Origin of the sequence: Xanthomonas sp. F10 (assembly GCF_014206815.1) — a bacterium.
Taxonomy (GTDB): Bacteria; Pseudomonadota; Gammaproteobacteria; order Xanthomonadales; family Xanthomonadaceae; genus Xanthomonas_A; species Xanthomonas_A indica.
In genome coordinates this window covers 1,817,069-1,840,086 of sequence record NZ_JACHNP010000001.1, presented here as the reverse complement: position 1 = coordinate 1,840,086, position 23,018 = coordinate 1,817,069, and the positions used below count along the sequence as shown (strand labels likewise).

Below are 23,018 nucleotides of genomic sequence, written 5' to 3'. Positions count from 1 at the left end.
CTCCCAGGGCGGTAATGGCTCAGGTCCCCAACATGCGGCGCAGCGATGCCGGATCGGCGCCGCTGCCGGCGAAGTCGTCGAAGGCGCGTTCGGTCACGCGGATGATGTGGTCGCGAATGAACGCCGCACCCTCGCGTGCGCCATCTTCCGGGTGCTTCAGGCAGCACTCCCACTCCAGCACCGCCCAGCCCGGGAAATCGTATTGCGCGAACTTCGAGAAGATCGCCTTGAAATCGACCTGACCATCCCCGAGCGACCGGAACCGCCCCGGACGATCGATCCAGTCCTGGTAACCACCATAGACGCCGCTGCGCGCGCTGGCCCGGTACTCCGCGTCCTTGACGTGGAAGATGCCGATGCGCGCGTGGTAGCGATCGATGAAACCCAGGTAGTCCATCTGCTGCAGCAGCAGGTGGCTGGGGTCGTACAGGATCTTGGCGCGCGGATGGTGATCGACCACGTCCAGGAAGCGCTCGAAGGTCGCGCCGTCGTGCAGGTCCTCGCCCGGGTGGATCTCGAAGCACAGGTCCACGCCGCAGGCGTCGAAGGCATCCAGGATGGGGCGCCAGCGCCGGCCGAGTTCGGCGAAGGCTTCTTCCACCAGGCCAGGCGGGCGTTGCGGCCAGGGGTAGAAGTAAGGCCAGGCCAGCGCGCCGGAAAACGTGGCATGCGCCGTCAGCCCCAGGCGCTGGCTGGCCTTGGCGGCCAACTGAAGTTGCTCTACCGCCCAGGCCTGGCGTGCGGCGGGGTTGCCGCGCTTGTCCGGCGGCGCAAATCCGTCGAACAGGCTGTCGTAGGCGGGGTGGACGGCGACCAGTTGCCCCTGCAGGTGGGTGGACAGCTCGGTGATCTGCAGGCCGTGCCCGGCCAGCATGCCGGCGAGGTCGTCGCAGTACGCCTGGCTGTCCGCGGCCTGGGCCAGATCGAACAGGTGGGGCGCGCTGGTCGGCACTTGTAGGCCAGAATAGCCCAGGCCCGCGGCCCATTCGGCCAGCGTGTCCAAGCGATTGAAGGGAGGTGTGTCGGCGATGAACTGTGCCAGGAACAGCGCTGGACCCTTGAGCGTCTTCAACGTGATTCGACCTCATGCAATCGATTGAATCATCCTAGCATGGGCCTCCCGCAAGACCCGTTGTGCACTGCACAGCAGAAAGAAGAAGAGCTCAGTTCATGGCGACAACCATCTACGACATCGCAAAGCACGTCGGCGTCACCGCCGGCACGGTGTCGCGGGCGCTTTCCCGGCCGGAGAAAGTCCTGCCCGCCACGCGCGCGCGCATCGAGCAGGCCGCCGCCGCGCTGGGCTATGTCCCCAACACGGTGGCCAGGACGCTCAAGACCCAGCGCAGCGGCAAGCTCCTGGTCACCGTCCCGGACATCGCCAATCCGTTCTTTGCGCAGATCCTGCAGGGCGCGGAAGACGCCGCGCAGGCGGTCGGCTACGCCGTCCTGCTGGGCGATACCCAGCACCAGCCCGACCGCGAGGAGCGCTATGCGCAGATGCTCCGGCGCAACGAGGCCGACGGCCTGATCGTGCTCGGACACCGCCTCCCGCCGACGGCGCGCGAGATCGTCAAGCAGCAGGGCGCGGCTGCGCCGGTGGTCAACGGCTGCGAGTTCGATCCGGCGCTGGGGATTCCCAGCGTCCACATCGACAACGCGGCCGCCGCGCGCGCCGTGATGGACCACCTGTATGGCCTGGGGCACGAGCGGATCGCCGTGGTGGGCGGCCCGCCCGACAATCCCCTGCATCAGCAACGCCTGGAAGGGGTCCGGGCCTGCGCCAAGGCGCACCGCCGCCTGCGCAGCCTGACCGTCGTGCCGGGCGACTTCTCCGTGGAATCCGGCCATGCGGCTGCGGTGGCGCTCCTGGGCCGTGCGCCCGCACCGACCGCGATTTTCTGTTTCAGCGACCAGATGGCACTGGGTGCCCTGGCGGCCTGTCGGGACCTGGGCATCCGCGTGCCGGACGACCTGTCCATCGTCGGCTTCGACGACCTGGCATCGTCCAGTTACCTCACGCCCCCGCTGACGACCATCAGGCAGCCCATGCGCGACATCGGGGTCCGCGCGGTCAACCTGCTGCTCGCCATCATCGAGCGGGGGGACGTGCCGCTGCAGCAGACGCTGGATTTCCGCTTGATGGTGCGCGGGTCGACCGCGGCGCCGAGGGGGTAGGCGACCGCGGGATGTGGGGCGATCGGTTCGATCGGTGCCCGCTTCCGTTTCCGTTTCCGTGGCAGAGGACGGGCGTACGGCCTCCAGGCTGCACGCCCTTTTTGGCTTTCGGCCGTGACGTCGCTGGAGGTCGGCGCCCGGGGTTCCGGTGCGCCAGCGGCAGCGCTTGGATTAGACTTCACGCGTACGTCACGCCAACAGGAACAGGGGAACAAGGAATGAAAAGGGGACTGCACGCAGTCGCGTTGTTGTGTCTGCTGGGAGCGGGGAATGCGTGGGCGCAGGTGGATCTGGCGCCGTACCTGGTCAAGGAGCAGGTGGAAACACTGAAGTTGTCGCCCACCGGCGAGTACTACGCCGCGACGGTGCCCCTGGAGGATCGCACCGCGCTGGCGATCATGCGCCGTGCCGACAACAAGATCGTCGGCAGCTTCTCGATGGAGAAGAACACGCACGTCTCCGATTTCGTGTGGGTCAACGACACGCGCGTGCTGTTCAACATGGTCCAGAAGATCGGGCAGCGGGACCGGCCCTGGGGGACCGGAGAACTGTTCGCGATCAACGCCGACGGCGGCGCGGCGGAGTTGTTGGTGGGCCAGCGCGTGACCGGCAACGGGCCGGGTACGCTGATTCAGACCAAGAAGGTGGAAGATGTCATTGCCGACATGGTTGGGCCGCTGCCCGGCGATGATCGTAATGTCATCATTCGTGTGCGCCCCTTCAGCGTGAGCAAGGATCCTTACAGCCGCACCGAGGTCATGGATGTGTACAGCGGCCGCAGGCGCGCATTGGTCGGTTCGCCGAGCGTCCGTAGGGCGAAATTTTTTTCCGATGGCCAAGGCAAAGTGCGTTTTGCCTGGGGCGCCGATGCGGACAACGCCAGTAAACTGTTCTACCGCGATGCGCAGGGCAGTGACTGGAAGCTGATCAATGACGAAAGCGTCAGTCATCACGTAGAGACGCCGATTGGCTTTTCTGAGGATGGGCGTGTCGCCTTCCTTCAAGTCGAGCAGGCTAAAGGTAGCGATGCGGTCGAGTCCTGGAATGTAGACACTGGCGAGCGAAAGGTAGTGGCGCGCGATACCCTAGCCGATCCTTTCGCGATCATGTATCGCCATGGCTCCCGCGTCCCCGTCGGGATCGAGGTACTTGGCGACACGCCACGCAGCGTGTTCTTCGATACGAATTCGCCCGAAGCCAAGACCCAGCGTTCGCTGGAAGCGGCCTTCCCGGGACAGGCGGTGTACGTCACCTCCAGTACGCGCGACGGCCGGCTCAACCTCGTCAACGTGCAGTCCGGGCGCAATCCGGGCGAGTTCTACCTGTTCGACACCGTCGCCAAGAAGGCCGATTTCGTGTTCGCGCGCCGCGCCGCACTGCAGCCGCCGAAGCTGGCGGAGGTGCGGCCGATCACGCTGCAGGCGCGGGATGGTCTGGCGCTGCACGGCTTCGTGACACTGCCGGCGGCGGCCAAATCCGGCAAGGTGCCGATGGTGGTGATGCCGCATGGCGGGCCGTTCGGGATCTTCGATAACGGCATGTTCGACGAGGACGCACAGATCCTGGCCAGCGCCGGTTACGCGGTGCTGCAGGTCAATTATCGCGGCTCCAGCAACTACGGGCGTGCGTTCCAGTTGGCGGGCGCCGGTCAGTGGGGCGGCAAGATGCAGGACGACCTCACCGACGCCACGCGCTGGGCGATCGACCAGGGCATCGCCGACCCGCAGCGCATCTGCATGTACGGTGCCAGCTATGGCGCCTATGCGTCGTTGATGGGCGTGGCCAAGGAGCCGACACTGTATCGCTGCGCGGCAGGCTATGTCGGCGTCTACGACCTGCCGATGATGTATGTCAGGGGTGATGCCCAGCTGCGCGATTCCAGCCAGAACTTTCTGCGTGACTGGATGGGGACGGGCAACGAATTGGCGGCGATTTCACCAGTGAACCTGGCCGACAAGATCAAGGTACCTGTATTTCTTGCTGCTGGTGGCGAGGATCAGACTGCGCCCATCCAGCACTCCAAGAAGATGGAAGCCGCGCTGAAGAAGGCGGGCGTGCCGGTGGAGACGCTGTACGTCCCGACCGAGGGCCACGGCTTCTACACCGAGGCGCATCGACGCGAGTTCTACACCCGGCTGCTGGCGTTCCTGAGCAAGTCGTTGGGTGGTGCGCAGGCGGCGCCGGCGCCTACCAAGCAGTAAGTGATCGGCGCCTGACAAGCCGCGCCGAGGTCCTATGCGCTACAGCAGTGCGGCATCAGCGCGGTCCGGTGCGTCCGGATCGCACTGATGCGGGTGGAGCAGTAGCTCAGTGCAAGTAACCGGCACTTGGAGGTCTTGCCGCCGTCATTGTCGTGGATGGCGCGCACGTCGGCATTGCGGGGCTGAGTCGCGATCCTCGGCGCCCCTGCTCAGCACATGCCGCAGGTTGTTTGCGAGGTGAAAAACCCGCCCAGCATCACTGCCGACGGCCGCTTTTGCGTCGTCGTGCAGCCGCATCTGCACGCCGGGACAGCGGCTGCGAGGCCTGCTGAACGTGGTTGTCAGGCAAACTGACGAACGAAGCGCTCCAGCCAAAGGAACGAGATCAACGGCGCCGTCAGCGGACGCGCGCGTGTCGACACCAGTTCGTCCAGCAGTTGCAGTACGGCGTCTCGGTCGACCAGGCCCAGGTCGGCAAGGGCGCACTCGCTCAGTTGCATGGCGATCGTCCTGGCGTGATGTGCGATCAACTCGGGGAGCACGTGAGCGAACGTTTCCTTGCAATAATCCCGTGGAAATATGTCGCCTACGTTGGCCCGTAAATAGCGCCACATCGTTTCTCGATCTTGACGGCACTCGAGGGGCAGGCCCCGGCAAAAGGCAACCAGATGTGGATCGCTTAGGGGATTGACCGGCCAAAGGCCTCGCCGAAGCAGGTAGGGAGCCTGGCACATGCTCGATGCCAACACCGATGCAGATAAGGGGCCGGCGGGAGCATCGAATCCATTGACCGAACGCGATGCATTGAGCGCTCGGGGCGTCAACAACAATTCCGCGCGGCGCTTGGCTTCTGCGGCCACACTGCCATGACTGCTGCCGTTGGAGCGTTCCTCATTCCGGTACGTCGGGAACAGCTGGTCTCCGCCAACGCCGGTGAAAAGCCGATCGCTGCCCTGCGCTTGAGCACGGTCCCACACGCTTTCGAATGCCTCGAGGTAGAACTCGGCAAGGGGATAGTCCGGTCGACGCGCGCTCGGTTGTAGATCGAGCGTTGGCGGGAACGCGTCGATATTCACGGCGGTGTCGCGAAGACCTAGCGTTTCGACAAGCAGGCGGCGGCGTTCGGTCTGGGTTTGACTGTGTCCCTGATCGAGCAAGATTCCCAGGCTCAGGATGTTGTGCTGCGATCGCGTCAACGCGCACGCGACGGTCGCCGAATCCATGCCCCCACTCAACTCGACGGCCACCTGTGTCGACGCAGGTCGAATCGAAACCGCGCGATGCAACAGTTGCCCGAATCGCTCCATGCCGTAGTCGATCAGTGCTTCATCGGAAGGCGCGACGGTTTCGGCTGGCGAGGGATAGACGTAACGGACCTTGCCCGGCTCGGCGAAAAGGGTGGCGCGTTCTGTCAGCATCAGAACGCCCGAGCACAATTGCCTGGCGGAATACGCTGCGCTAAGCGCGAGACGCCGGCTGGCCATCTCCAGGTCGATGGTGGTGGGCCGGGAAAAAAAGTCGGCCAGATCGTAGGAGATTTCTACTGCGCCATCGGAGACCCGGCAGTAGACTGGCGCCGATCCGAGCAGGCCGGCGCGCAACTTCAATCGGCATCCGGCCTGCGCCACTTCGATCATGAGATAGTCGAGCGGCCATAGTAACGCCTCTTTGTAGAGCTGGTTGAATCGATCGGCATCGACCAGTATGCCCGTATCGTCTTTTTTCCATTCGACATCCGTGCAACGTTCGCGCACCGTGGCGAACCATTGTCCCTGTGTGCGGACCACGACGGTTTCCACAGCAGAGTGACAGTAGGGGGCGATCCGGCTTTTCCCGAGACACAGGGTGTTGGCCTGCCACAGCGGCGGTTGCTCGAGGTCGGAAAAGGCGATGTTGCCCTTGATCATGGAGGCTCGTCTGCCTGAGGACGCTGTCGTATGGTGATCGCGTTTTCGAACAAAAGAACGCCGCCTGATGGCGGCGTTCTCTATCGCGACGTCTTGATCCAATTGCCTTCGCGTTAGCCGCCTGGCTGGGTGGAGTACCAGCGAGAATCGTCGCCGAGGTAAGGCTTCATCTCGCAGACGCCGGGCGCTGCGATAGTTTGCATGGGCTCGTCGAGCTGGATAGCGAAAGGATTGGAGAGAGAATCTTCCTTCTCAAGCTTGCCATCTTGGATTTTCATCACAAAGCTCCTTTTTCTATATGTCGTCATGCGGCGACGAGCCAGAAGCTAGCACCGTGCCTATGGCAAGACAAGGTTTTTCGGCCTCTAGGGTTTCACGCGAAAAATAGTGAGTTGGGTGATTCGAATGCAGGGCTGCATTTTATGTGCCGACAATGCGCCTATACATCGTTATACGCATTAAGGCGGCGCTGACGGATGCCGTGTGCCGACCGGGAGGCTGTATCTTCGGCGGGTGGCCATGGGTTTAGGCCGAAGGGAGCACCGCCGCGCGTTCTACACTCGCCTGCTGGATGCTGAGTCGCTGGGCGACACGCAGGCGGTGCGCGCGTCAGCCAAACCGTGAGCGCCTGTGCCTGACCATGGCCGCTCCAGTGGGATGCATCGCCGCTGCACTGGCTGTGGTTGGATTTGAGGATCAGCATGACTCGCAGCACTTATTGCCGCTGTCGTCGCTGACCATGCGAACTGCGCCGCGTCGATGTGAACCGGTTGCGTCGCCGCTCGGGCGACGCAACCGCTCAGCGGACCCCGTGCATCATCCGCCGCAGCAGCGGCGCGGCCAGGAAGGCAAGTACGCCGCAGCCCACGCCGATCCACAGCAGCAGCCAGAACAGGTGCGCGTACTTGGCCGCGGCGTCGGCGATGTTGAGAGTCTGGCCGTCCGGGACCTCGATCGCGGCGAGCTTGCCGAACAGCGCCGCCAGCGCCTCGGAGAATGCCGTGGCCAGGAACCAGGTGCCCATCATCAGGCTGACCACGCGCGGCACCGCCAGTTGCGTCACCGCCGACAGGCCGACCGGCGACAGGCACATCTCGCCGGCCTCCAGCACGAAATAGGCCAGCACCAGCCACCACACGCTCGCCATCTGTCCGGTCGCGCCGACCTGTTGCGCGGCCAGTGCCAGCGGCACGAAGGACAGGCCGGCCAGCAGAAGCCCTAACGCCGACTTGGCCGGCTTGGATGGCTCGCGCCCGCGCCGCGCCAGCCATGCCCACAGCGCCGCGAACAGCGGTGCCAGCAGCACCAGAAACAGGGCGCCCAGGTAGGTCAGGGAGCCGGCGGTCTGCGGCAGCACCAGGCAGTCGCGGATCAGGAACAGCAGCATCAGGGCGCTGACCCCGACGAACAGCAACCGCGGCGCCGACGAGCCGGGGCGCCGGTCGGACAGCGAGGCAGCCAGCACGAAGCCCAGCGGCGCCAGCAGCAGCGAGGCGATCGACCAGGGCAGGGGCGTGCCGCCGCGGATCACCAGCGACGGCACGATGTCCTTGGTCATCAACCGGTCGGTGAAGGTGACCCATGAGCCGTAGGTCTGCTCGTACAGGGTGAAGTACACCAGCGCCATCGCGATCAGCACCATCAGCGCGATCATCTGCTGGCGCTGCACCGCGGTGCACTGGGTGCCGGTGAACCAGGCGAACCACAGCAGCACCGCGCCGAGCACCAGCAGCATCAGCAGCAGGGCCAGGGAGATTTCCCCGCCCAGGCTGAAGGCGCCGTTGGCCGCGGCCCACATCAAGGCGGCCACCGGCAACACGCCCAGCACCGCGCAGAGATAGATCGCCCATTCGCGCGGCACGCCGAGCACGCGCTCGCGCAGTAGCGCCGGCTGCGCCGGTTCGGCGTGGCCGTGCAGGTATTTCTGGCCCCACAGGAACATGCCCAGGCCGAGCAGCATGCCGATGCCGGCCGCACCGAAGCCGTAGCGCCAGCCGTAGGCTTCGCCGAGAAAGCCGCACACCAGCGAGGCAAACAATGCGCCGAGGTTGATGCCGGCGTAGAACAGCGAGAAGCCTGCGTCGCGGCGCGGATCGTCGGCCGGGTACAGCTTGCCGACGATGGTGGAGATGTTGGGCTTGAGGAAGCCCACGCCCATGATGATCAGCGCCAGCGACAGGTAGGTCACGCCCAGGGATGCGGTATCTCGGACCACTTGGCCGTTGATCCGGGTGGCGGCGTGACCCTCGAAGGCCATGCCGATGTGGCCGAGCACCAGCAGCAGGCCGCCGAACACCACCGCCTTGCGCATGCCCAGCCAACGGTCGGCGAGCAGTCCGCCGAGCACCGGCACGCAGTACACCAGGCCGCCGTAGGCGCCGAGCAGGTCGAGCCCGGCGTCGTCGCCGAACAGGTGGTACTTGGTCAGGTACAGCAACAGCAGGGCCTTCATGCCGTAGAACGAGAAGCGCTCCCACATTTCGGTGAAGAAGCAGACGTAGACGCCCTTGGGATGGCCGAGGAAATCGTCGCGCGCGTCGCGCAGCGGCAGGGAGGACACGGACACGGCGGCTCTCGGTGCAGGAAGGCAGCGGCGGAGTATAGGGGCGCCGGCGCTCGCTCGAATGGCGGTGCGCGGCATGGACGGTTCGGCGGGCGCATACCCTCACCCCAACCCCTCTCCCGGTAGGAGAGGGGCTGCTCGCTGTTCCTTCTCCCATCGGGAGAAGGTGCCCCGCAGGGGCGGATGAGGGTCGGGCAGGGCAGTCAATTGCGGGGGGCGCCGCGTGCCGCCGGACCCTCACCCCAACCCCTCTCCCGGTGGGAGAGGGGCTAGCAACTGCCGCTGTCTTTGCGAATCCCCAATCCCAACGCCCCAATCCCCGCCCCCCAGGCATGTGCCACAAGCTGGGTGCCATTAGGCTGGACTTGCCCCGCCCCAGACGCTAGCGTGCAAAGCGTTTTTGTCGTTTCAGGGGTAACCATGAACAACGCTGCCGCGCCGCGCCAGCTCACGTTCCGTGCCGTGGTGCTGGCGATCGTGCTGGCCGTGGTGCTGTCCGCCGCCAATGCCTACCTCGGTCTGTTCGCCGGCCTGACCATCGCCACCGCGATTCCGGCGGCGGTGGTGTCGATGGGGGTGCTGCGCCTGCTCGGCGGCGGCACCATCCTCGAGAACAACATCGTGCAGACCGGCGCCTCGGCCGGTTCCTCGATCGCGGCCGGGGTGATCTTCACCATCCCGGCGCTGGTGATCATGGGCTACTGGCCGGACTTCAAGTACTGGTGGGTGCTGGGCATCGCCGGCATGGGCGGCCTGCTCGGCGTGCTGTTCTCGGTGCCGCTGCGGCGCTCGATGATCGTCGAGGATCCGCTGCCGTTCCCGGAGGGCAAGGCCGCCGCGGAAGTGCTCAAGGCCGGCGAGAATCCCGGGCCGGGGCTGAAGATCCTCGGCCTGTCGGCGGCGATCGGCGGGCTGGTCAAACTCGGCGCCGCCAGCGGCCTGAAGGTGATCCCGGATACCTGGGCCCAGGCCGCCTACATCGGCAGCAGCAAGATGGTCGGCTACGTCGGCACCAATCTGTCGCCGGCACTGCTGGGCGTGGGCTACATCGTCGGGCTCAACGTCGGCATCGTGGTGCTGTCCGGCTCGATCCTGTCCTGGCATCTGGCCATTCCGCTGTACCAGCAGTTCTTCATGGGCTCCGATCCGGCGCTGGCGCAGGGCCTGGCCAATGCGCCGGCGGCTGAGGCCGCGTTCGGCATCTGGTCGGCCAAGGTGCGCTACCTGGGCGTGGGCGCGATGCTGATCGGCGGCGTGTGGACCCTGTTCTCGCTGCGCAAGTCGCTGCTGTCGGGTGTCAAGAGCGGCTTCGCCGCCGCGCGCAAGAGCACCGGCGGTGGCGTGGTGGCCGATACCGACCGCGACCTGCCGATGAAGTGGATGCTGATGGCGCTGCTGCTGTGCACGCTGCCGCTGCTGGGCCTGTACCAGGCCATCGTCGGCCAGTGGCACGTCAGCGTGCCGATGACCATCATCATGATCGTCGCCGGCTTCCTGTTCGTCTCGGTGTCCGGCTATCTGGCCGGCCTGATCGGTTCGTCGAACAATCCGGTCTCCGGCATCACCATCTCCACCATCCTGTTCGCCTCGGCGGTGCTGGTGCTGCTGCTCGGGCGCGATTCGCCGATCGGTGCGGTCGCCGCGATCATGATCGGTGCGGTGGTCTGCTGCGCCGCCGCGGTCGGCGGCGACAACCTGCAGGATCTGAAGGCCGGCTACCTGGTCGGCGCGACGCCGTGGAAGCAGCAGCTGATGCTGGCGATCGGCGCGTTCTCGTGTGCGCTGATCATGGCGCCGGTGCTGAACCTGCTCGCCCAGGCCTACGGCATCGGTGCGGCCACGCCGCAGCATCCCAATGCGCTGGCGGCGCCGCAGGCCACGCTGATGGCGGCGGTGGCCAAGGGCCTGTTCGGCGGCGAACTGCCTTGGACCATGATCGGCATCGGCGCCGGCGTCGGCGCGGCGATCATCGCCCTGGACGAGTGGCTGAAGAAGACCGGCAAGCGTTTCCGCGTGCCGGTGCTGGCCGCGGCGATCGGCATCTACCTGCCGCTGGAGCTGATGGTGCCGATCTTCCTCGGCGGCCTGCTGACCCATCTGGTCGAGCGCTTCCACAAGATCCGCGCCGACGACGAAGAGGGCCGCGACCGCGTGCACCGTCCGGGCACCCTGTTCGCAGCGGGCCTGATCACCGGCGAGGCGCTGATGGGCATCGCCATCGCGGTGCCGATCGTGGCCTCGGGCCGCGCCGACGTGCTGGCGCTGCCGGAGGCGTTCCACCTCAACCAGTGGTATGGCCTGGCCCTGCTGGCCTTCGTCGGCTGGCTGCTGTACCGCACCGGCCGCAAGGGCGAAGCGGCGGCCCCGCCGCGCGCGTAACCGGCGCAACCGCCTCCCGCAACGCAACATCCGAAGCCCGGCCCCGCGCCGGGCTTCGCATTTGCGGCCGAGTCCCTCCGTGTGCCGATCCCATCAGATCTCACCAGCTGCCTGGTGCCGCGTGCATCGCTTAGACGCATGACCGAATCGCGCTCGGATGCGGGGGCTTGCCTACGCGCCTCCGCCCGAGGCCAGCTCCGGTCAATCCCGATCCACCGCACTTCCAGTCGCGCGTACCTAGGATCGCGGTCCGCCCGCCGTCCGTCACCGGCCGGTGCGGGTCCTCGTAGTTCCAGCCGAGCCAGCGCCTCGCGCTTACCAATCCCCAATCCCGATTCCCCAATCCCAGCCCCTCCATGACTTCAGTCCTTTGCGCCACGCCCACCACGGCCCCTACCATCGACGTTTTGCCGTGTTCCGGAGACACCCGATGACCCTGCGCTACGCCTTGCTGCCCCTGGCCCTGCTGACCGCGCTGCCCGCGCTGGCCGCCACCCGCGGTTTCGATGTCCGCGACATGGTCGCGCTGGACCGGGTGTCCTCGCCGCTGCTGACGCCCGACGGCGGCACGGTGATCTTCGCCAAGCGGCAGATGGACAAGGCGCTGGAGAAGTCCAGCACCAGCCTGTGGCTGCGCGACCTGCGCACCCGCGATGCGGCGCCGCCCAAGCGGCTGACCCCGGACGGCTGGAACGTCAACTCGCCGGAGCTGTCGGCCGACGGCAAGACCGTGTACTTCCTCAGCGCCAAGTCCGGCCGCCAGCAGCTGTACGCGTTGCCGCTGGCCGGCGGCGCGCCGCGCCAGCTCACCGATTTCGCGCTGGACGTGGACAGCTACCGCATCGCCCCGCAGGGCGACCGCGTGGCCTTCAGCGCCGGCGTGTTCCAGGACTGCGGCTCGGACCTGGCCTGCACGCAGAAGCGCCTGGACGCCAAGAAGCAGTCCAAGGCCACCGGCGTGGTGTTCGACCAGTTGTTCGTGCGCCACTGGGACACCTGGAACGACGGCCGTCGCAACAGCCTGTTCGTCGCGCCGCTGCCGGCCGGCGCCAAGGCCAAGCCGGTCGCCGGCGCCTCGGCGGTCAGCGTGACCCTGGCCGGCGACATCCCCTCCAAGCCGTTCGGCGGCAGCGAGGACTACACCTGGGCGCCGGACGGGCAGTCGCTGGTCGCCAGCGTGCGCGTGGCCGGCCGCGAGGAGCCGTGGTCGACCAACTTCGACCTGTACCGGCTGGACGCCGCCGGCAAGGCCGCGCCGCTCAACCTGACCGCGGCCAACCCGGCGTGGGATGCCGGCCCGGTGTTCTCCGCCGACGGCAAGACGCTGTTCTACCGCGCGATGAAGCGCCCCGGCTTCGAGGCCGACCGCTTCGGCCTGATGGCGATGGACGTGGCCAGCGGCAAGAGCCGCGAGATCGCCCCGCAGTGGGACCGTTCCGCCGGCGACATCGTGCTCTCGGCCGACGGCAAGACCGTCTATACCACCGCCGACGACATGGGCCAGCATCCGCTGTTCGCGGTCGACGTGGCCAGCGGCAAGGTCCGCACGGTGGCGGCCGACGGCAGCGTCGGCGCGCCGGTGCTGGCCGGCAACACCCTGGCCTTCACCCGCAACAGCCTCAAGAGCGGCGACCAGATCATGGTCGCCGATGCCGACGGCCAGCACCCGCGCGCCATCACCCCCAGCGCCGGCGAGATGCTGCCGGACGTGAAGTTCGGCGACTACGCGCAGTTCTCGTTCAAGGGCTGGAACAACGACACCGTGCACGGCTACGTGGTCAAGCCGTACAACTACCAGGAAGGCAAGACGTACCCGGTCGCGTTCCTGATCCACGGCGGCCCGCAGGGCAGCTTCGGCAATGGCTGGAGCTACCGCTGGAACCCGCAGACCTACGCGGGGCAGGGCTACGCGGTGGTGATGATCGATTTCCACGGTTCCACCGGCTACGGTCAGGCCTTCACCGATGCGATCAGCCAGCACTGGGGCGACCGCCCGCTGGAAGACCTGCAGAAGGGCTGGGCCGCGGCGCAGAAGCAGTACGGCTTCCTCAACGGCGACAAGGCCTGTGCGCTGGGCGCCAGCTACGGCGGCTACATGGTGTACTGGATGGCCGGCAACTGGAACCAGCCGTGGAAGTGCCTGGTCGACCACGACGGCGTGTTCGACAACCGCATGATGGGCTACGCCACCGAGGAACTGTGGTTCAGCGAGTGGGAGAACGGCGGCACGCCGTGGCAGAACCCGGCCGGCTACGAGAAGTTCAACCCGATCCTGCACGTGGACAAGTGGAAGGTGCCGATGCTGGTGATCCATGGCCAGCAGGATTTCCGCATCCCGATGGAGCAGGGCCTGGCTGCGTTCGGCGCGCTGCAGCGCAAGGGCATCGAGTCCAAGTTCCTGTACTTCCCGGACGAGAACCACTGGGTGCTGAAGCCGCAGAACAGCCTCATGTGGCACGACACGGTCAACGGCTGGCTGAAGCAGCATATCGGGCAGTGAGGGGACCTGGGGCTCGGGTTTCCGGGCCCCATCCTGGGTCATGGCCCAGGTCCCGGGATTGGAGATTGGGGATTCGGGATTCGGGATTCGGGATTCGGGATTTTCCCGCGATCCCGGTAATCCGAGCGCCCTTGTAGGAGGAGCTTCAGCCCCGACGCCTTACCGCTAAAGCGTCGGGGCTGAAGCCCCTTCCACAAAAACAGGGTGCTTGCAGCGCGTCCACCTTGCGAACTCGCGCGCATTTGCTGCTTTTTTCGATCCTTGTTTCACCGCCAGCCGCCAATCCCCAATCCCCAATCCCCAATCCCCGCCCCACAGCCTGATGCCCTCGACGCCCCTGATCACCAACGACATCGTCATCTTCGGCCTGATCGCCGCCACGCTGGGCGCGGTGTTCTGGACTGCGGCGCGGCCGTCGGGATTCTGGAAGCGCTTCTACGGCATCGTGCCGGCGCTGCTGCTGTGCTACCTGATTCCGGGCATCTACAACACCGTCGGGTTGATCGACGGCCAGCACAATTCGCTCTACAACCCGGTCGCGCGCGACGTGCTGCTGCCGGCGGCGCTGGTGCTGCTCACCCTCACCGTCGACCTCAAAGGCATCCTGCGGCTGGGGCCCAAGCTGGTGGCGATGTACCTGGGCGCGTCCTTCAGCATCATGCTCGGCGCGGTGGCGGCGTTCCAGATCATGAAGTGGCTGCACCCGGTCACCGTCGCCGGCGACACCTGGGCCGGCATGGCGGCGCTGGCCGGCAGCTGGATCGGTGGTGGCGCCAACATGCTGGCGATGCGCGAAGTGTTCCAGGTCGATGCCACCACCTTCGGCCAATTCGCGGTGGTCGACGTCGGCGTCGGCTACGTGTGGATGGCGCTGCTGATCTTTCTGGCGCAGCGTGCGCCGGCCATCGACGCGCGCACGGGCGCCGATACCCGCGGCATCGACGAGCTCAAGCGGCGCATCGCCCAGTTCCAGGCCCAGCACGAACGCGTGGCCAGCCTCACCGACCTGATGCTGATCGTCGGCGTCGCCTTCGGCGCGGTCGGCCTGGCGCATGCGATCGCCACGCCGGCGGCGGCGTGGTTCGACGCCAACGTCAGCTGGGCCAAGCAGTTCAGCCTCGGCTCGCCGTTCGTGTGGGTGGTGGTGCTGGCGACCACCTTCGGCCTGCTGCTCAGCTTCACCCGCGCACGCACCCTTGAGGGCGCCGGCGCCTCGCGCATCGGCACGCTGCTGCTGTACTTCCTGATCGCCTGCATCGGCATGCAGATGGACCTGCTGGCGCTGTTCGATCGCCCCTGGATCTTCGCGCTCGGCCTGATCTGGCTGGTCGTGCACGTCCTGCTGCTGCTGGCGCTGGGCAAGCTGCTGCGGGTGCCGTTCTTCTATTTCGCGATCGGCTCGCAGAGCAATGTCGGCGGCCCGGCCTCGGCCCCGGTGGTAGCCGCCGCGTTCCATCCGGCGCTGGCGCCGGTCGGCGTGCTGCTGGGCACGATGGGCTACGCCACCGGCACCTATCTGGCCTATGTGGTGGGCATCGTGCTGCGCGCGATGGCCGGCGCCGGCTGAGCCGCGGCTGCGTGACGGTCGGCCGCCGCTTGCTGCGGCGGCAACTGCGGCCGGTGTGAGGTTTTACCCGCTGGTGCGTATCACCTCAACGACCTCTCCAACGGGACCGCCATGTCGCCCCGCGCCGCCTCCGACTTCACCGACCTGCTGCGCACGCACCGCGGCATCGTCTACAAGATCGCCGCCAGCTATGGCCTGGGCTACCACGACCGCGAGGATCTGGCCCAGGAGATCGCGGCCGCGCTGTGGCGCGCCTGGCCGTCCTACGATCCGGCGCGGCCGTTTTCCACCTGGATGTACCGCGTCGCGCTGAACGTGGCGATCTCGCACCAGCGGCGCAGCCGCCACCGCGACCGCGAGGTGGCGGCCGAGGACGTGCCGGACGCGATGGGTGCCCAGGACGTCGATATCGAGGCGCGTCAGCGCGTGGCGCTGCTGCAGCAGGCGATCCGCCTGCTGTCGCCCGTCAATCGCGCGCTGTTGTTGCTGCAGTTGGACGGCTGCAGCCAACGCGAATGCGCCGAGGTGCTGGGCACGAGCGAGGGCAACGTGGCGACCCGCCTGGGCCGCATCAAGGATCAACTGCGCCGCACCACCGGCGGTCACTGAGGAGACGGCAATGGAACTCGATGAACTCAAGGCGGCCTGGATCGACTACGGCCGGCAGATGGAACGGCAGGCGGCGCAGCGCGATGCGCTGCAGCGCGCACGCGGGCTGCACGGCATCGGCCGGCGCGTGCGCCTGCTGGCAGGCGCGCAACTGCTGCAGTTGGCGATCGGCCTGCTGTTCAGCCTGTGGGGCGGGGCGGCCTGGACCGAGCACTGGGGGACTTGGCATCTGGTCGCCTACGGCCTTGCCTTGCATGGCTACGGCCTGGCGTTGCTGGCGACCGCAGCGGTGCAGTTGCGGCGCATCGGCGCGATCGACTACGCCGGTCCGATCGCCGACAGCCAGCAGGCGATCGTGCGCGCGCGCCGCGCGCGGCTGCGCAGCGATCGCGTGCTGTTCGCGTGCGGCGGCGTGATGTGGGTGCCGGCGCTGGGCCTGCTGCTGTACGCCGCGGGCGTGGATCTGTGGGCGCTGCGGCCGGCGGTGGTGCTGGCGAACCTGCTGGCCGGGCTGGCGGTCTCGGTCGTCCTGGTCGCGGCATCGCTGCGCTGGCCGGCATGGTTCGAGCGCTCGGCGCAGCATCGGCGCCTGGCCGAGATCGAGCGCGATCTGTGCGACCTGCACGAAGCGCGTTCTGACGATGGACGCCCCGGCCCAGCCGCGTGAGATCCGTCGCGGGCCTGCGCTCGGGCAACGCTGACATGGGCGATTGCATCGACTGCGCGGTCAGGCGAGGGCGGCGATGCTCTCGATGCGGCCAGATGCCGGCCGTCGTGCTCAGGAGCACGACGCGTCGCAAGGTGGCGCATCGAGTGGAACGTCTCGCGGCGTCTATCCTGCGGCGCGAAGGCCTGCCGCGGTTCGCCGCTGCCGAAACGTCTGCGGCGTCATCGCGATACCGCGCGTCGTAGTGGATGTCGGCAGGCGTCTCCCAGGACGCCTGCCGCGCTGCGACACCTGGCGGCTACTGCATCGCCACGCTGCGCTGCCGTTCTTCCTGCTGTTGCGGCGGCGCCTGCAGCGTATTCTGCTGCTGCAGCTGGCCGACGTTGGCCTGCGACGGCTCGTGGGCCGCGGCCGCGGTCTGTACCTGGCTGCGCAGGTGCGCCGGGTTCTCCGGCTGTCCCTGGACGGCGAACAGGCGGTCGCCATCGCGGCTGGGCAGGACCTGGTCGATGCGCTGCAGGCCGTCCTGGCCGGCGCGCGCGGCGACGCTGGCGGCGGTGTTGAGGAAGGCCGCGTCGTCGTGCAGGCCGAGCCGGTCGCGTTGCCCGTCCAACTGCACCACCGCGTCGTTGAACAGGCGACTGCCGGTGGACAGCGTGCCGGATGGCGCCTGGCCCTGCTGCTGCGCCAGGTCCTCGGCCTTCATCACCGAGTCGATGCCGTGCAGGTCCAGGCGATGCTTGAGCATCATGCCGGGAATCAGGCGCTGGCCGAACGAGAGCGGATCCGGTTCCGGCAGCTGGATCTGGCGGCCGGCGGCGTCGGGCATCAGGCCGCGGGTGAGCAGGTTGTCCTCCTGCAGGTAGGTCAGCAGCTCGTTCTTGACGTGATAACCGCGGATCAGGCCGTCGGCGGCATAGGCCTTGGCGGCGTCGGCGTCCAGGCCTTCGCGCTCCAGGGTCTTGTTGTTGACGCCGGCGGCATTGAAGGTCACCGCGGGCACGTCGTTGACCATCGACGAGGCCGCGGCCAGGCCGCCGCCCAGCGAGTGTCCGGAGATCAGCAGGTTGTCGCCGAAGGCCTGCTTGGCCTGGCTGCCGAGCTGGATCGCCGAGGCGTATTGCGCGTCGGAAAAGCCCAGGCCCTGGCCGAGGTTGTGCTTCCAGTCCTTCAGTTCGTCGGTGCCGCAGAACCCCAGCACCACGTTGCCCTGCGGGTTGCGGTAGAACGCGGCATCGAAGCCGCTCTTGGCGTCGTGCTGCAGGCTCGGGTCGATGCCGGCGCGCTGCAGCGCTGCGTCGTCCATGCGCGACCAGCCATCGGGCAGCGCGGCGAAGGTCTCGGCGCCGCCGGCGCGGCGCTCGGCCGCGGTGTGGTAGAGGTCCTGCAGCAGCGGCGGCAGTTGCCGGTCCACCGCCTGCGGCTGCTGGCCGCGGACGGACTCGGAGAACGCGGTGGACGGATCAGACAGGGAAAGATCGCTCTGGTTCATGCGCGGCTCCGTGCGAGTGTGGCGACCGACCGCATCAGCGGGCCGCTTCCAGGGGAATGGCGTGGGCGCTCAGCCAATCGCGCACGGCGTTTCGGGTCTGTTGCGCGCTGGCGTTGAGCAGGCGCTCGGGCGTGTTGAAGAAGTACGCCTGGAACGTCTTGCCCTGGGCGTTGCGCAGGCTCGGGTCGACCCCGGCCTGCAGCAGCTTGGGCACCCAGGGATTGCCGGCGCTGCTCTGCGCGGCCAGGTGCAGCAGCGAGTTGCCGGTGGCGTCGACCCGCTTCGGATCGGCGCCGGCCTTGAGCAGCATCTCGATCTGCGCATCACGCTTGCTCTGCACGGCGCGGAACAGCGGCGTCCAGTTCGCGCGCGCGCTCACCGGGTCGACCGGGGCGCCGTGCTGCAGCAGGATCTGCAGGTACTGCGGATCCTTGGCCATGGCTGCCATGTGCACCACGGTTTCCTGATCCATGCCCGGCAGCGACGGGTCGGCACCGGCGTCGAGCAGCGCCGCCAGCGCGCGCGGCTGTTCGTTCCAGATGGCCCATTCGAGCAGGGTGACGTGCTGGTCGCCGTGCGCGGACAGGTCCGTGCTGGGCGCCAGGGCGGCGATGCGGGCGACATCGCCGCGCGCGATGGCGGCGGCGATGTCGGCGAGTGCGGGGTCGCGGAACGCGACCGAATGATCCTGCAGCGAGGCTGACATGGCGGAATGCTCCTTGGCGCCGGACTGTGCGGCGCAACTGACCGAGAAGAACAGCGAGGTCGCGAGTGCGATCAGGGCGGGGACGGGCGTACGCATGCAAGGCTCCTTTCCTGGTCGCGGTCCTGGATGACGGCGCGTGTCCTGGCGCCGTTGCCGATGCTAGCAGCCGATCGCCGGGGTTTCGCGGCAGTTTTGTGACGCGGTCTGCGGATCTTGGGCGGCGTCGTCTCGGGTGATCGCTGCTTTAACCAGAAACCAACGGTTGCCGGACAGGATGCCGTTGCGACGTGGTCGCGGCGGCGAACGGGCAGGGTGAACGTACAGGGCGTGCGGGCAGTGCCGCATGCATGTGCGTTGCATGCGCCACTGCATCCAAGGATCGGTCGCGCTGCTGCGGCTGCAAGCGCCGCACAGGCGAGGGACATGTGGCCAGCGGCATAATGGGTGTTTCCCCACAGGAGCGCGCGATGACGGCGACCCCCTTCGACCTGTTGATCAGCGATTGCGACGGCGTGCTCGTCGACAGCGAAGTGCTGGCCGACCGGGTCATGCTCGACGCACTGGGCGCCTATGTGCCGCGGGTCGAACTGGAACAGTTTCTGGCCGGCAGCTTCGGCCTCACCGCGCAGGAGATCGTGCAGCGCGTGCAGCGGCAGTACGCGCTGGACCTGCCGCCGGGCCTGTACCAGGAGATCCGCACGCGCTCCGAAGCGCTGATCGCCGCGGAAGTGCAGCCGATCGATGGCGTGCGCGAGGCCTTGCTGGCGTTGCCGCTGCCGCTGGCGGTCGCCTCCAACAGCATGCGCGAGAGCGTGGTCGCCTCGGTGGCGCGCGCGGGCCTGCGCGAGCGCGTCGGCGAGCGCATCTTCAGTGCCGACATGGTGGCGCGGCCCAAGCCCGCGCCGGACGTGTACCTGCTGGCGGCACGCACGCTGGAGGTGGCGCCGGAACGCTGCCTGGTGATCGAGGACAGCGCCACCGGCGCCAGCGCCGCGCTGGCCGCGGGCATGACCGTGATCGGCTTTACCGGTGCCGCGCACATTCCCGCCGGGCACGCCGCGACCCTGCGCCAGCTCGGCGTGGCTGCGGTGATGGAGCACATGCGCGAGCTGCCGCAGACCTATGCGGCGTTGGTGCGCGCCGCGGCGGCCTGAAGAGCCGGGATTGGGGAATCGGGATTGGGGAATGGGAGTAGCCCCGCGAGTGCGTGGCATCCGCATGCTTCTCCGTAGGAGCGGCTTCAGCCGCGACGCGTTACCGGTAATGCGTCGCGGCTGAAGCCGCTCCTACAACAGTGACGCGGCGATGCCATTGCCGGGCATCGCCGCGTTCAGAACGAGAGCCGCCGTGTGATCCGGTCGAATGGTCAGGCGCCTTCAGGCGCCCGCCACCAATCCCCAATCCCGACTCCCCAATCCCGGCCTTTCAACAACACCGAAACCCGCTCTTGCCGCCATACCGCGCCTCCTGGCGCTCGCGGAAGAAGGTCTTGTAGTCCATCGGCTGCCGGTCCGGATGCTTTTCCAGCATGTGCCGCACGTAGTTGTCGTAGTCGGGGATGCCGCAGCACAGGCGCGCGGTCTGCACCAGGCGCCGCCACAGCCGGCGGTGCGCCTGGTATTGCCCGATCGGAACCAGTGCGCCGCCCATTACAGGTCCGCCATCTGGTGCGGCTGCAAGGCCACGTACGGGGTCTCGCGGTCGCTGCGCTGCGGGGTGCGGCGGGCGACGAGGATGGTCTTAATCGCGTAGACCAGCACCGCGAACACCACGCACAGGAACAGCACGGTCAGGCCGGTGTTGACGTAGGCGTTGGTGACGATCTGCTGCATCTGCGCCACCGACTTGGCCGGTGCGGTGACGGTGCCGCTGGCGATGGCGTCCTGGAACTTGTGCGCCTGCGCCAGGAAACCCTGCGACGGGTTGGCGTCGAAGATCTTGATCAGGCCGGCATAGGTGGTGCAGATCAGCAGCCACACCGCGGGCACCGCGGTCACCCAGGCGTAGCGGTCGCGCTTCATCTTGAACAGCACCACCGTGCCCAGCATCAGCGCGATGCCGGCCAGCATCTGGTTGGAGATGCCGAACAGCGGCCACAGCGTCTGGATGCCGCCGAACGGATCGACCACGCCGGTGTACAGCAGGTAGCCCCACAGCGCCACACAACCGGCGGTGCCGATGATGTTGGCGGTCCACGACTCGGTCTTCTTCAGCGCCGGCACGAAGTTGCCGAGCAGGTCCTGCAGCATGAAGCGGCCGGCGCGGGTGCCGGCGTCCACCGCGGTGAGGATGAACAGCGCCTCGAACAGGATCGCGAAGTGGTACCAGAAGGCCATCATCGCGTCGCTGCTGTTGGGGATGGCCTGGTGCAGGATCTGCGCGATGCCCACCGCCAGCGTCGGCGCGCCGCCGGCGCGATGCAGGATGGTGGGTTCGCCGATCGCCGCGGCAGTGGCGGTCAGCTGTTCCGGGGTGATGGTGAAGCCCCAGGTGGTGCTGATGTGGTGCGCGGCGGAGGCGACGTCGGCGCCGATCACCGCGGCCGGGCTGTTCATCGCGAAGTACACGCCCGGGTCGATGATCGAGGCCGCCACCAGCGCCATCACCGCCACGAACGATTCCATCAGCATGCCGCCGTAGCCGATGTAGCGCATGTGCGACTCGTTGGCGAGCAGCTTGGGCGTGGTGCCCGAGGAGATCAGCGCATGGAAGCCGGACACCGCGCCGCAGGCGATGGTGATGAACAGGAACGGGAACAGGCCGCCCTTCCACACCGGGCCGTCGCCGCTGGCGGCGAATTGGGTCAGCGCCGGCATCTTCAGCTCCGGCATCACCACCAGGATGCCGATCGCCAGGGCGATGATCGTGCCGATCTTGAGGAAGGTCGACAGGTAGTCGCGCGGCGCCAGCAGCAGCCACACCGGCAGCACCGAGGCGACGAAGCCGTAGCCGATCAGCATCCAGGTGATCTGGGTGCCGGTGAAGGTGAAGGCCGGTCCCCAGGTGGGATCGGCGGCGACCTTGCCGCCGAACCAGATCGCCGCCAGCAGCAGGATCAGCCCCACCACCGAGATCTCGCCGATCTTGCCGGGGCGGATGTAGCGCATGTACACGCCCATCAGGATCGCGATGGGCATGGTCGCGATCACCGTGAACATGCCCCAGGGGCTTTCCGCCAGCGCCTTGACCACTACCATCGCCAGCACCGCCAGGATGATGATCATGATCAGGAACGCGCCGAACAGGGCGATGGTGCCAGGCACCTGGCCCATCTCCTCGCGCACCAGGTCGCCCAGCGAGCGGCCGTTGCGGCGGCTGGACAGGAACAGCACCATGAAGTCCTGCACCGCACCGGCGACCACCACGCCGACCACCAGCCACAGCAGGCCGGGCAGGTAACCCATCTGCGCGGCCAGCACCGGCCCGACCAGCGGCCCGGCGCCGGCGATGGCGGCGAAATGGTGGCCGAACAGCACGTGCTTGTTGGTCGGCACGTAGTCCAGGCCGTCGTTGTTGAGCACCGCCGGCGTGGCCCGGGTGGGGTCGAGCTGCATCACCTTGTCGGCGATGAACAGGCTGTAGAAGCGATAGGCGATCAGGTAGATCGACACCGCGGCCACCACGATCCACAGCGCATTGATGTGTTCGCCGCGGCGCAGGGCGATGGTGCCCAGGCAGAACGCCGCCAGGATGGCGAGTGCGGCCCAGGCCAGCTTGGAAAACCCTTTCATGCAGAACGCTCCCCCACGAGATGCGTGCAAGGGTCGCCCCGATGGCGTGGGGGGTCAATGGTGGGGACGGCCACGGGGCTAGTACTTTGGTCGTAGACAGCTGGCCCTCTCTTGCCGGGGGAGGGGCATGTGAGGTGAGGGTGGGTGCGGCGGAGCTCTCGCGAAACCAGCCTGTGCCCCCAGACACTGCACGAGGTTGCGCCCGGACCCTTATCCGCCCCTGCGGGGCACCTTCTCCCGGGGGAGAAGGGGGTTCATGGCCTCGAACAGGAGAAGGAGGCGTCAGGATGCTCAAGCCCCTCTCCCCTCGGGAGAGGGGTTGGGGTGGGGGTACGGAGCGAAGCCCTCGCAGGACGAGCCCGTGCACAGGATGCTGCACGAGGCTGCGCCCGCACCCTCATCCGCCCCTTCGGGGCCCCTTCTCCCGGGGGGGAGAAGGGGGCCGCTGCAGGCGATGGAACGATGGGTTGCGCCGGGCACGGTTGGCCGCGCTGGCGGTGGCACCCATGGTGGGGATC

At 67.5% G+C, this 23,018-nt stretch carries 16 protein-coding genes; 8 read left to right on the top strand and 8 right to left on the bottom strand.

The features are described from left to right. Nucleotides 1-19 precede the first annotated feature (19 nt). Complete coding sequence (locus FHR56_RS08065) at nucleotides 20-1,072, bottom strand: sugar phosphate isomerase/epimerase family protein (protein WP_160947025.1); 1,053 nt, start codon at nucleotides 1,070-1,072, stop codon at nucleotides 20-22. A gap of 98 nt (nucleotides 1,073-1,170) precedes the next feature. Here FHR56_RS08065 and FHR56_RS08060 point away from each other — a divergent pair, with 98 nt between their 5' ends. Together FHR56_RS08060 and FHR56_RS08055 are read left to right on the top strand one after the other, a co-directional pair. Further along, on the top strand, nucleotides 1,171-2,178 hold the full coding sequence (locus FHR56_RS08060; RefSeq protein ID WP_160947024.1) for a LacI family DNA-binding transcriptional regulator: 1,008 nt from the start codon (nucleotides 1,171-1,173) through the stop codon (nucleotides 2,176-2,178). A 218-nt stretch (nucleotides 2,179-2,396) separates the two neighbouring features. Continuing rightward, complete coding sequence (locus tag FHR56_RS08055) at nucleotides 2,397-4,379, top strand: S9 family peptidase (protein ID WP_184502465.1); 1,983 nt, start codon at nucleotides 2,397-2,399, stop codon at nucleotides 4,377-4,379. Between the two features lie 341 nt (nucleotides 4,380-4,720). Here the strand turns inward: FHR56_RS08055 and FHR56_RS08050 are convergent, their stop codons facing one another. The 3 genes from FHR56_RS08050 to FHR56_RS08040 form a co-directional block, all read right to left on the bottom strand. Beyond that, on the bottom strand, nucleotides 4,721-6,286 hold the full coding sequence (locus FHR56_RS08050; RefSeq protein ID WP_160947023.1) for an asparagine synthase-related protein: 1,566 nt from the start codon (nucleotides 6,284-6,286) through the stop codon (nucleotides 4,721-4,723). 113 nt (nucleotides 6,287-6,399) lie between these two features. Beyond that, entirely contained in the window at nucleotides 6,400-6,564 is a 165-nt protein-coding gene (locus FHR56_RS08045; protein WP_160947022.1) for a hypothetical protein, read from the bottom strand. A gap of 521 nt (nucleotides 6,565-7,085) precedes the next feature. After that, a complete protein-coding gene (locus FHR56_RS08040) occupies nucleotides 7,086-8,846 on the bottom strand; it encodes an oligopeptide:H+ symporter (RefSeq protein WP_184502607.1) in 1,761 nt (586 codons plus the stop codon). 423 nt (nucleotides 8,847-9,269) lie between these two features. Between FHR56_RS08040 and FHR56_RS08035 the strand changes: the two genes are divergently transcribed. The 5 genes from FHR56_RS08035 to FHR56_RS08015 all read left to right on the top strand — a co-directional run bounded on the left by FHR56_RS08035 (nucleotide 9,270) and on the right by FHR56_RS08015 (nucleotide 16,571). Beyond that, entirely contained in the window at nucleotides 9,270-11,228 is a 1,959-nt protein-coding gene (locus FHR56_RS08035) for an oligopeptide transporter, OPT family (RefSeq protein WP_160948498.1), read from the top strand. 430 nt (nucleotides 11,229-11,658) lie between these two features. Beyond that, nucleotides 11,659-13,728: a S9 family peptidase gene (locus tag FHR56_RS08030; protein WP_160948497.1), complete on the top strand. Its 2,070-nt coding sequence runs from the start codon at nucleotides 11,659-11,661 to the stop codon at nucleotides 13,726-13,728. Between the two features lie 322 nt (nucleotides 13,729-14,050). Beyond that, nucleotides 14,051-15,295, top strand: a complete 1,245-nt coding sequence (locus FHR56_RS08025) for a DUF819 family protein (protein WP_160948227.1) — start codon at nucleotides 14,051-14,053, stop codon at nucleotides 15,293-15,295. A 111-nt stretch (nucleotides 15,296-15,406) separates the two neighbouring features. Further along, complete coding sequence (locus FHR56_RS08020; RefSeq protein ID WP_160948226.1) at nucleotides 15,407-15,904, top strand: sigma-70 family RNA polymerase sigma factor; 498 nt, start codon at nucleotides 15,407-15,409, stop codon at nucleotides 15,902-15,904. A 10-nt stretch (nucleotides 15,905-15,914) separates the two neighbouring features. Continuing rightward, a complete protein-coding gene (locus FHR56_RS08015) occupies nucleotides 15,915-16,571 on the top strand; it encodes a hypothetical protein (protein ID WP_160948225.1) in 657 nt (218 codons plus the stop codon). 298 nt (nucleotides 16,572-16,869) lie between these two features. On the opposite strand, the gene FHR56_RS08010 is transcribed toward FHR56_RS08015, so the two are convergent. Both FHR56_RS08010 and FHR56_RS08005 read right to left on the bottom strand, forming a co-directional pair. Next, nucleotides 16,870-18,063 carry an XVIPCD domain-containing protein gene (locus FHR56_RS08010; protein ID WP_160948224.1) on the bottom strand — a complete coding sequence of 398 codons (1,194 nt, stop codon included), beginning with the start codon at nucleotides 18,061-18,063 and terminating at the stop codon, nucleotides 16,870-16,872. A 34-nt stretch (nucleotides 18,064-18,097) separates the two neighbouring features. Next, on the bottom strand, nucleotides 18,098-18,865 hold the full coding sequence (locus tag FHR56_RS08005) for an ankyrin repeat domain-containing protein (RefSeq protein ID WP_160948223.1): 768 nt from the start codon (nucleotides 18,863-18,865) through the stop codon (nucleotides 18,098-18,100). A 371-nt stretch (nucleotides 18,866-19,236) separates the two neighbouring features. Between FHR56_RS08005 and FHR56_RS08000 the strand changes: the two genes are divergently transcribed. Continuing rightward, nucleotides 19,237-19,923 (top strand): HAD-IA family hydrolase, encoded by a 687-nt coding sequence (locus tag FHR56_RS08000; protein ID WP_160948222.1) that lies wholly within the window; start codon nucleotides 19,237-19,239, stop codon nucleotides 19,921-19,923. 271 nt (nucleotides 19,924-20,194) lie between these two features. Here the strand turns inward: FHR56_RS08000 and FHR56_RS07995 are convergent, their stop codons facing one another. After that, nucleotides 20,195-20,419, bottom strand: a complete 225-nt coding sequence (locus FHR56_RS07995; protein WP_019797654.1) for a CstA-like transporter-associated (seleno)protein — start codon at nucleotides 20,417-20,419, stop codon at nucleotides 20,195-20,197. After that, a complete protein-coding gene (locus FHR56_RS07990; RefSeq protein ID WP_184502464.1) occupies nucleotides 20,419-22,500 on the bottom strand; it encodes a carbon starvation CstA family protein in 2,082 nt (693 codons plus the stop codon). The genes FHR56_RS07995 and FHR56_RS07990 overlap by 1 nt, the downstream gene beginning before the upstream one ends. Between the last annotated feature and the right edge of the window lie 518 nt (nucleotides 22,501-23,018).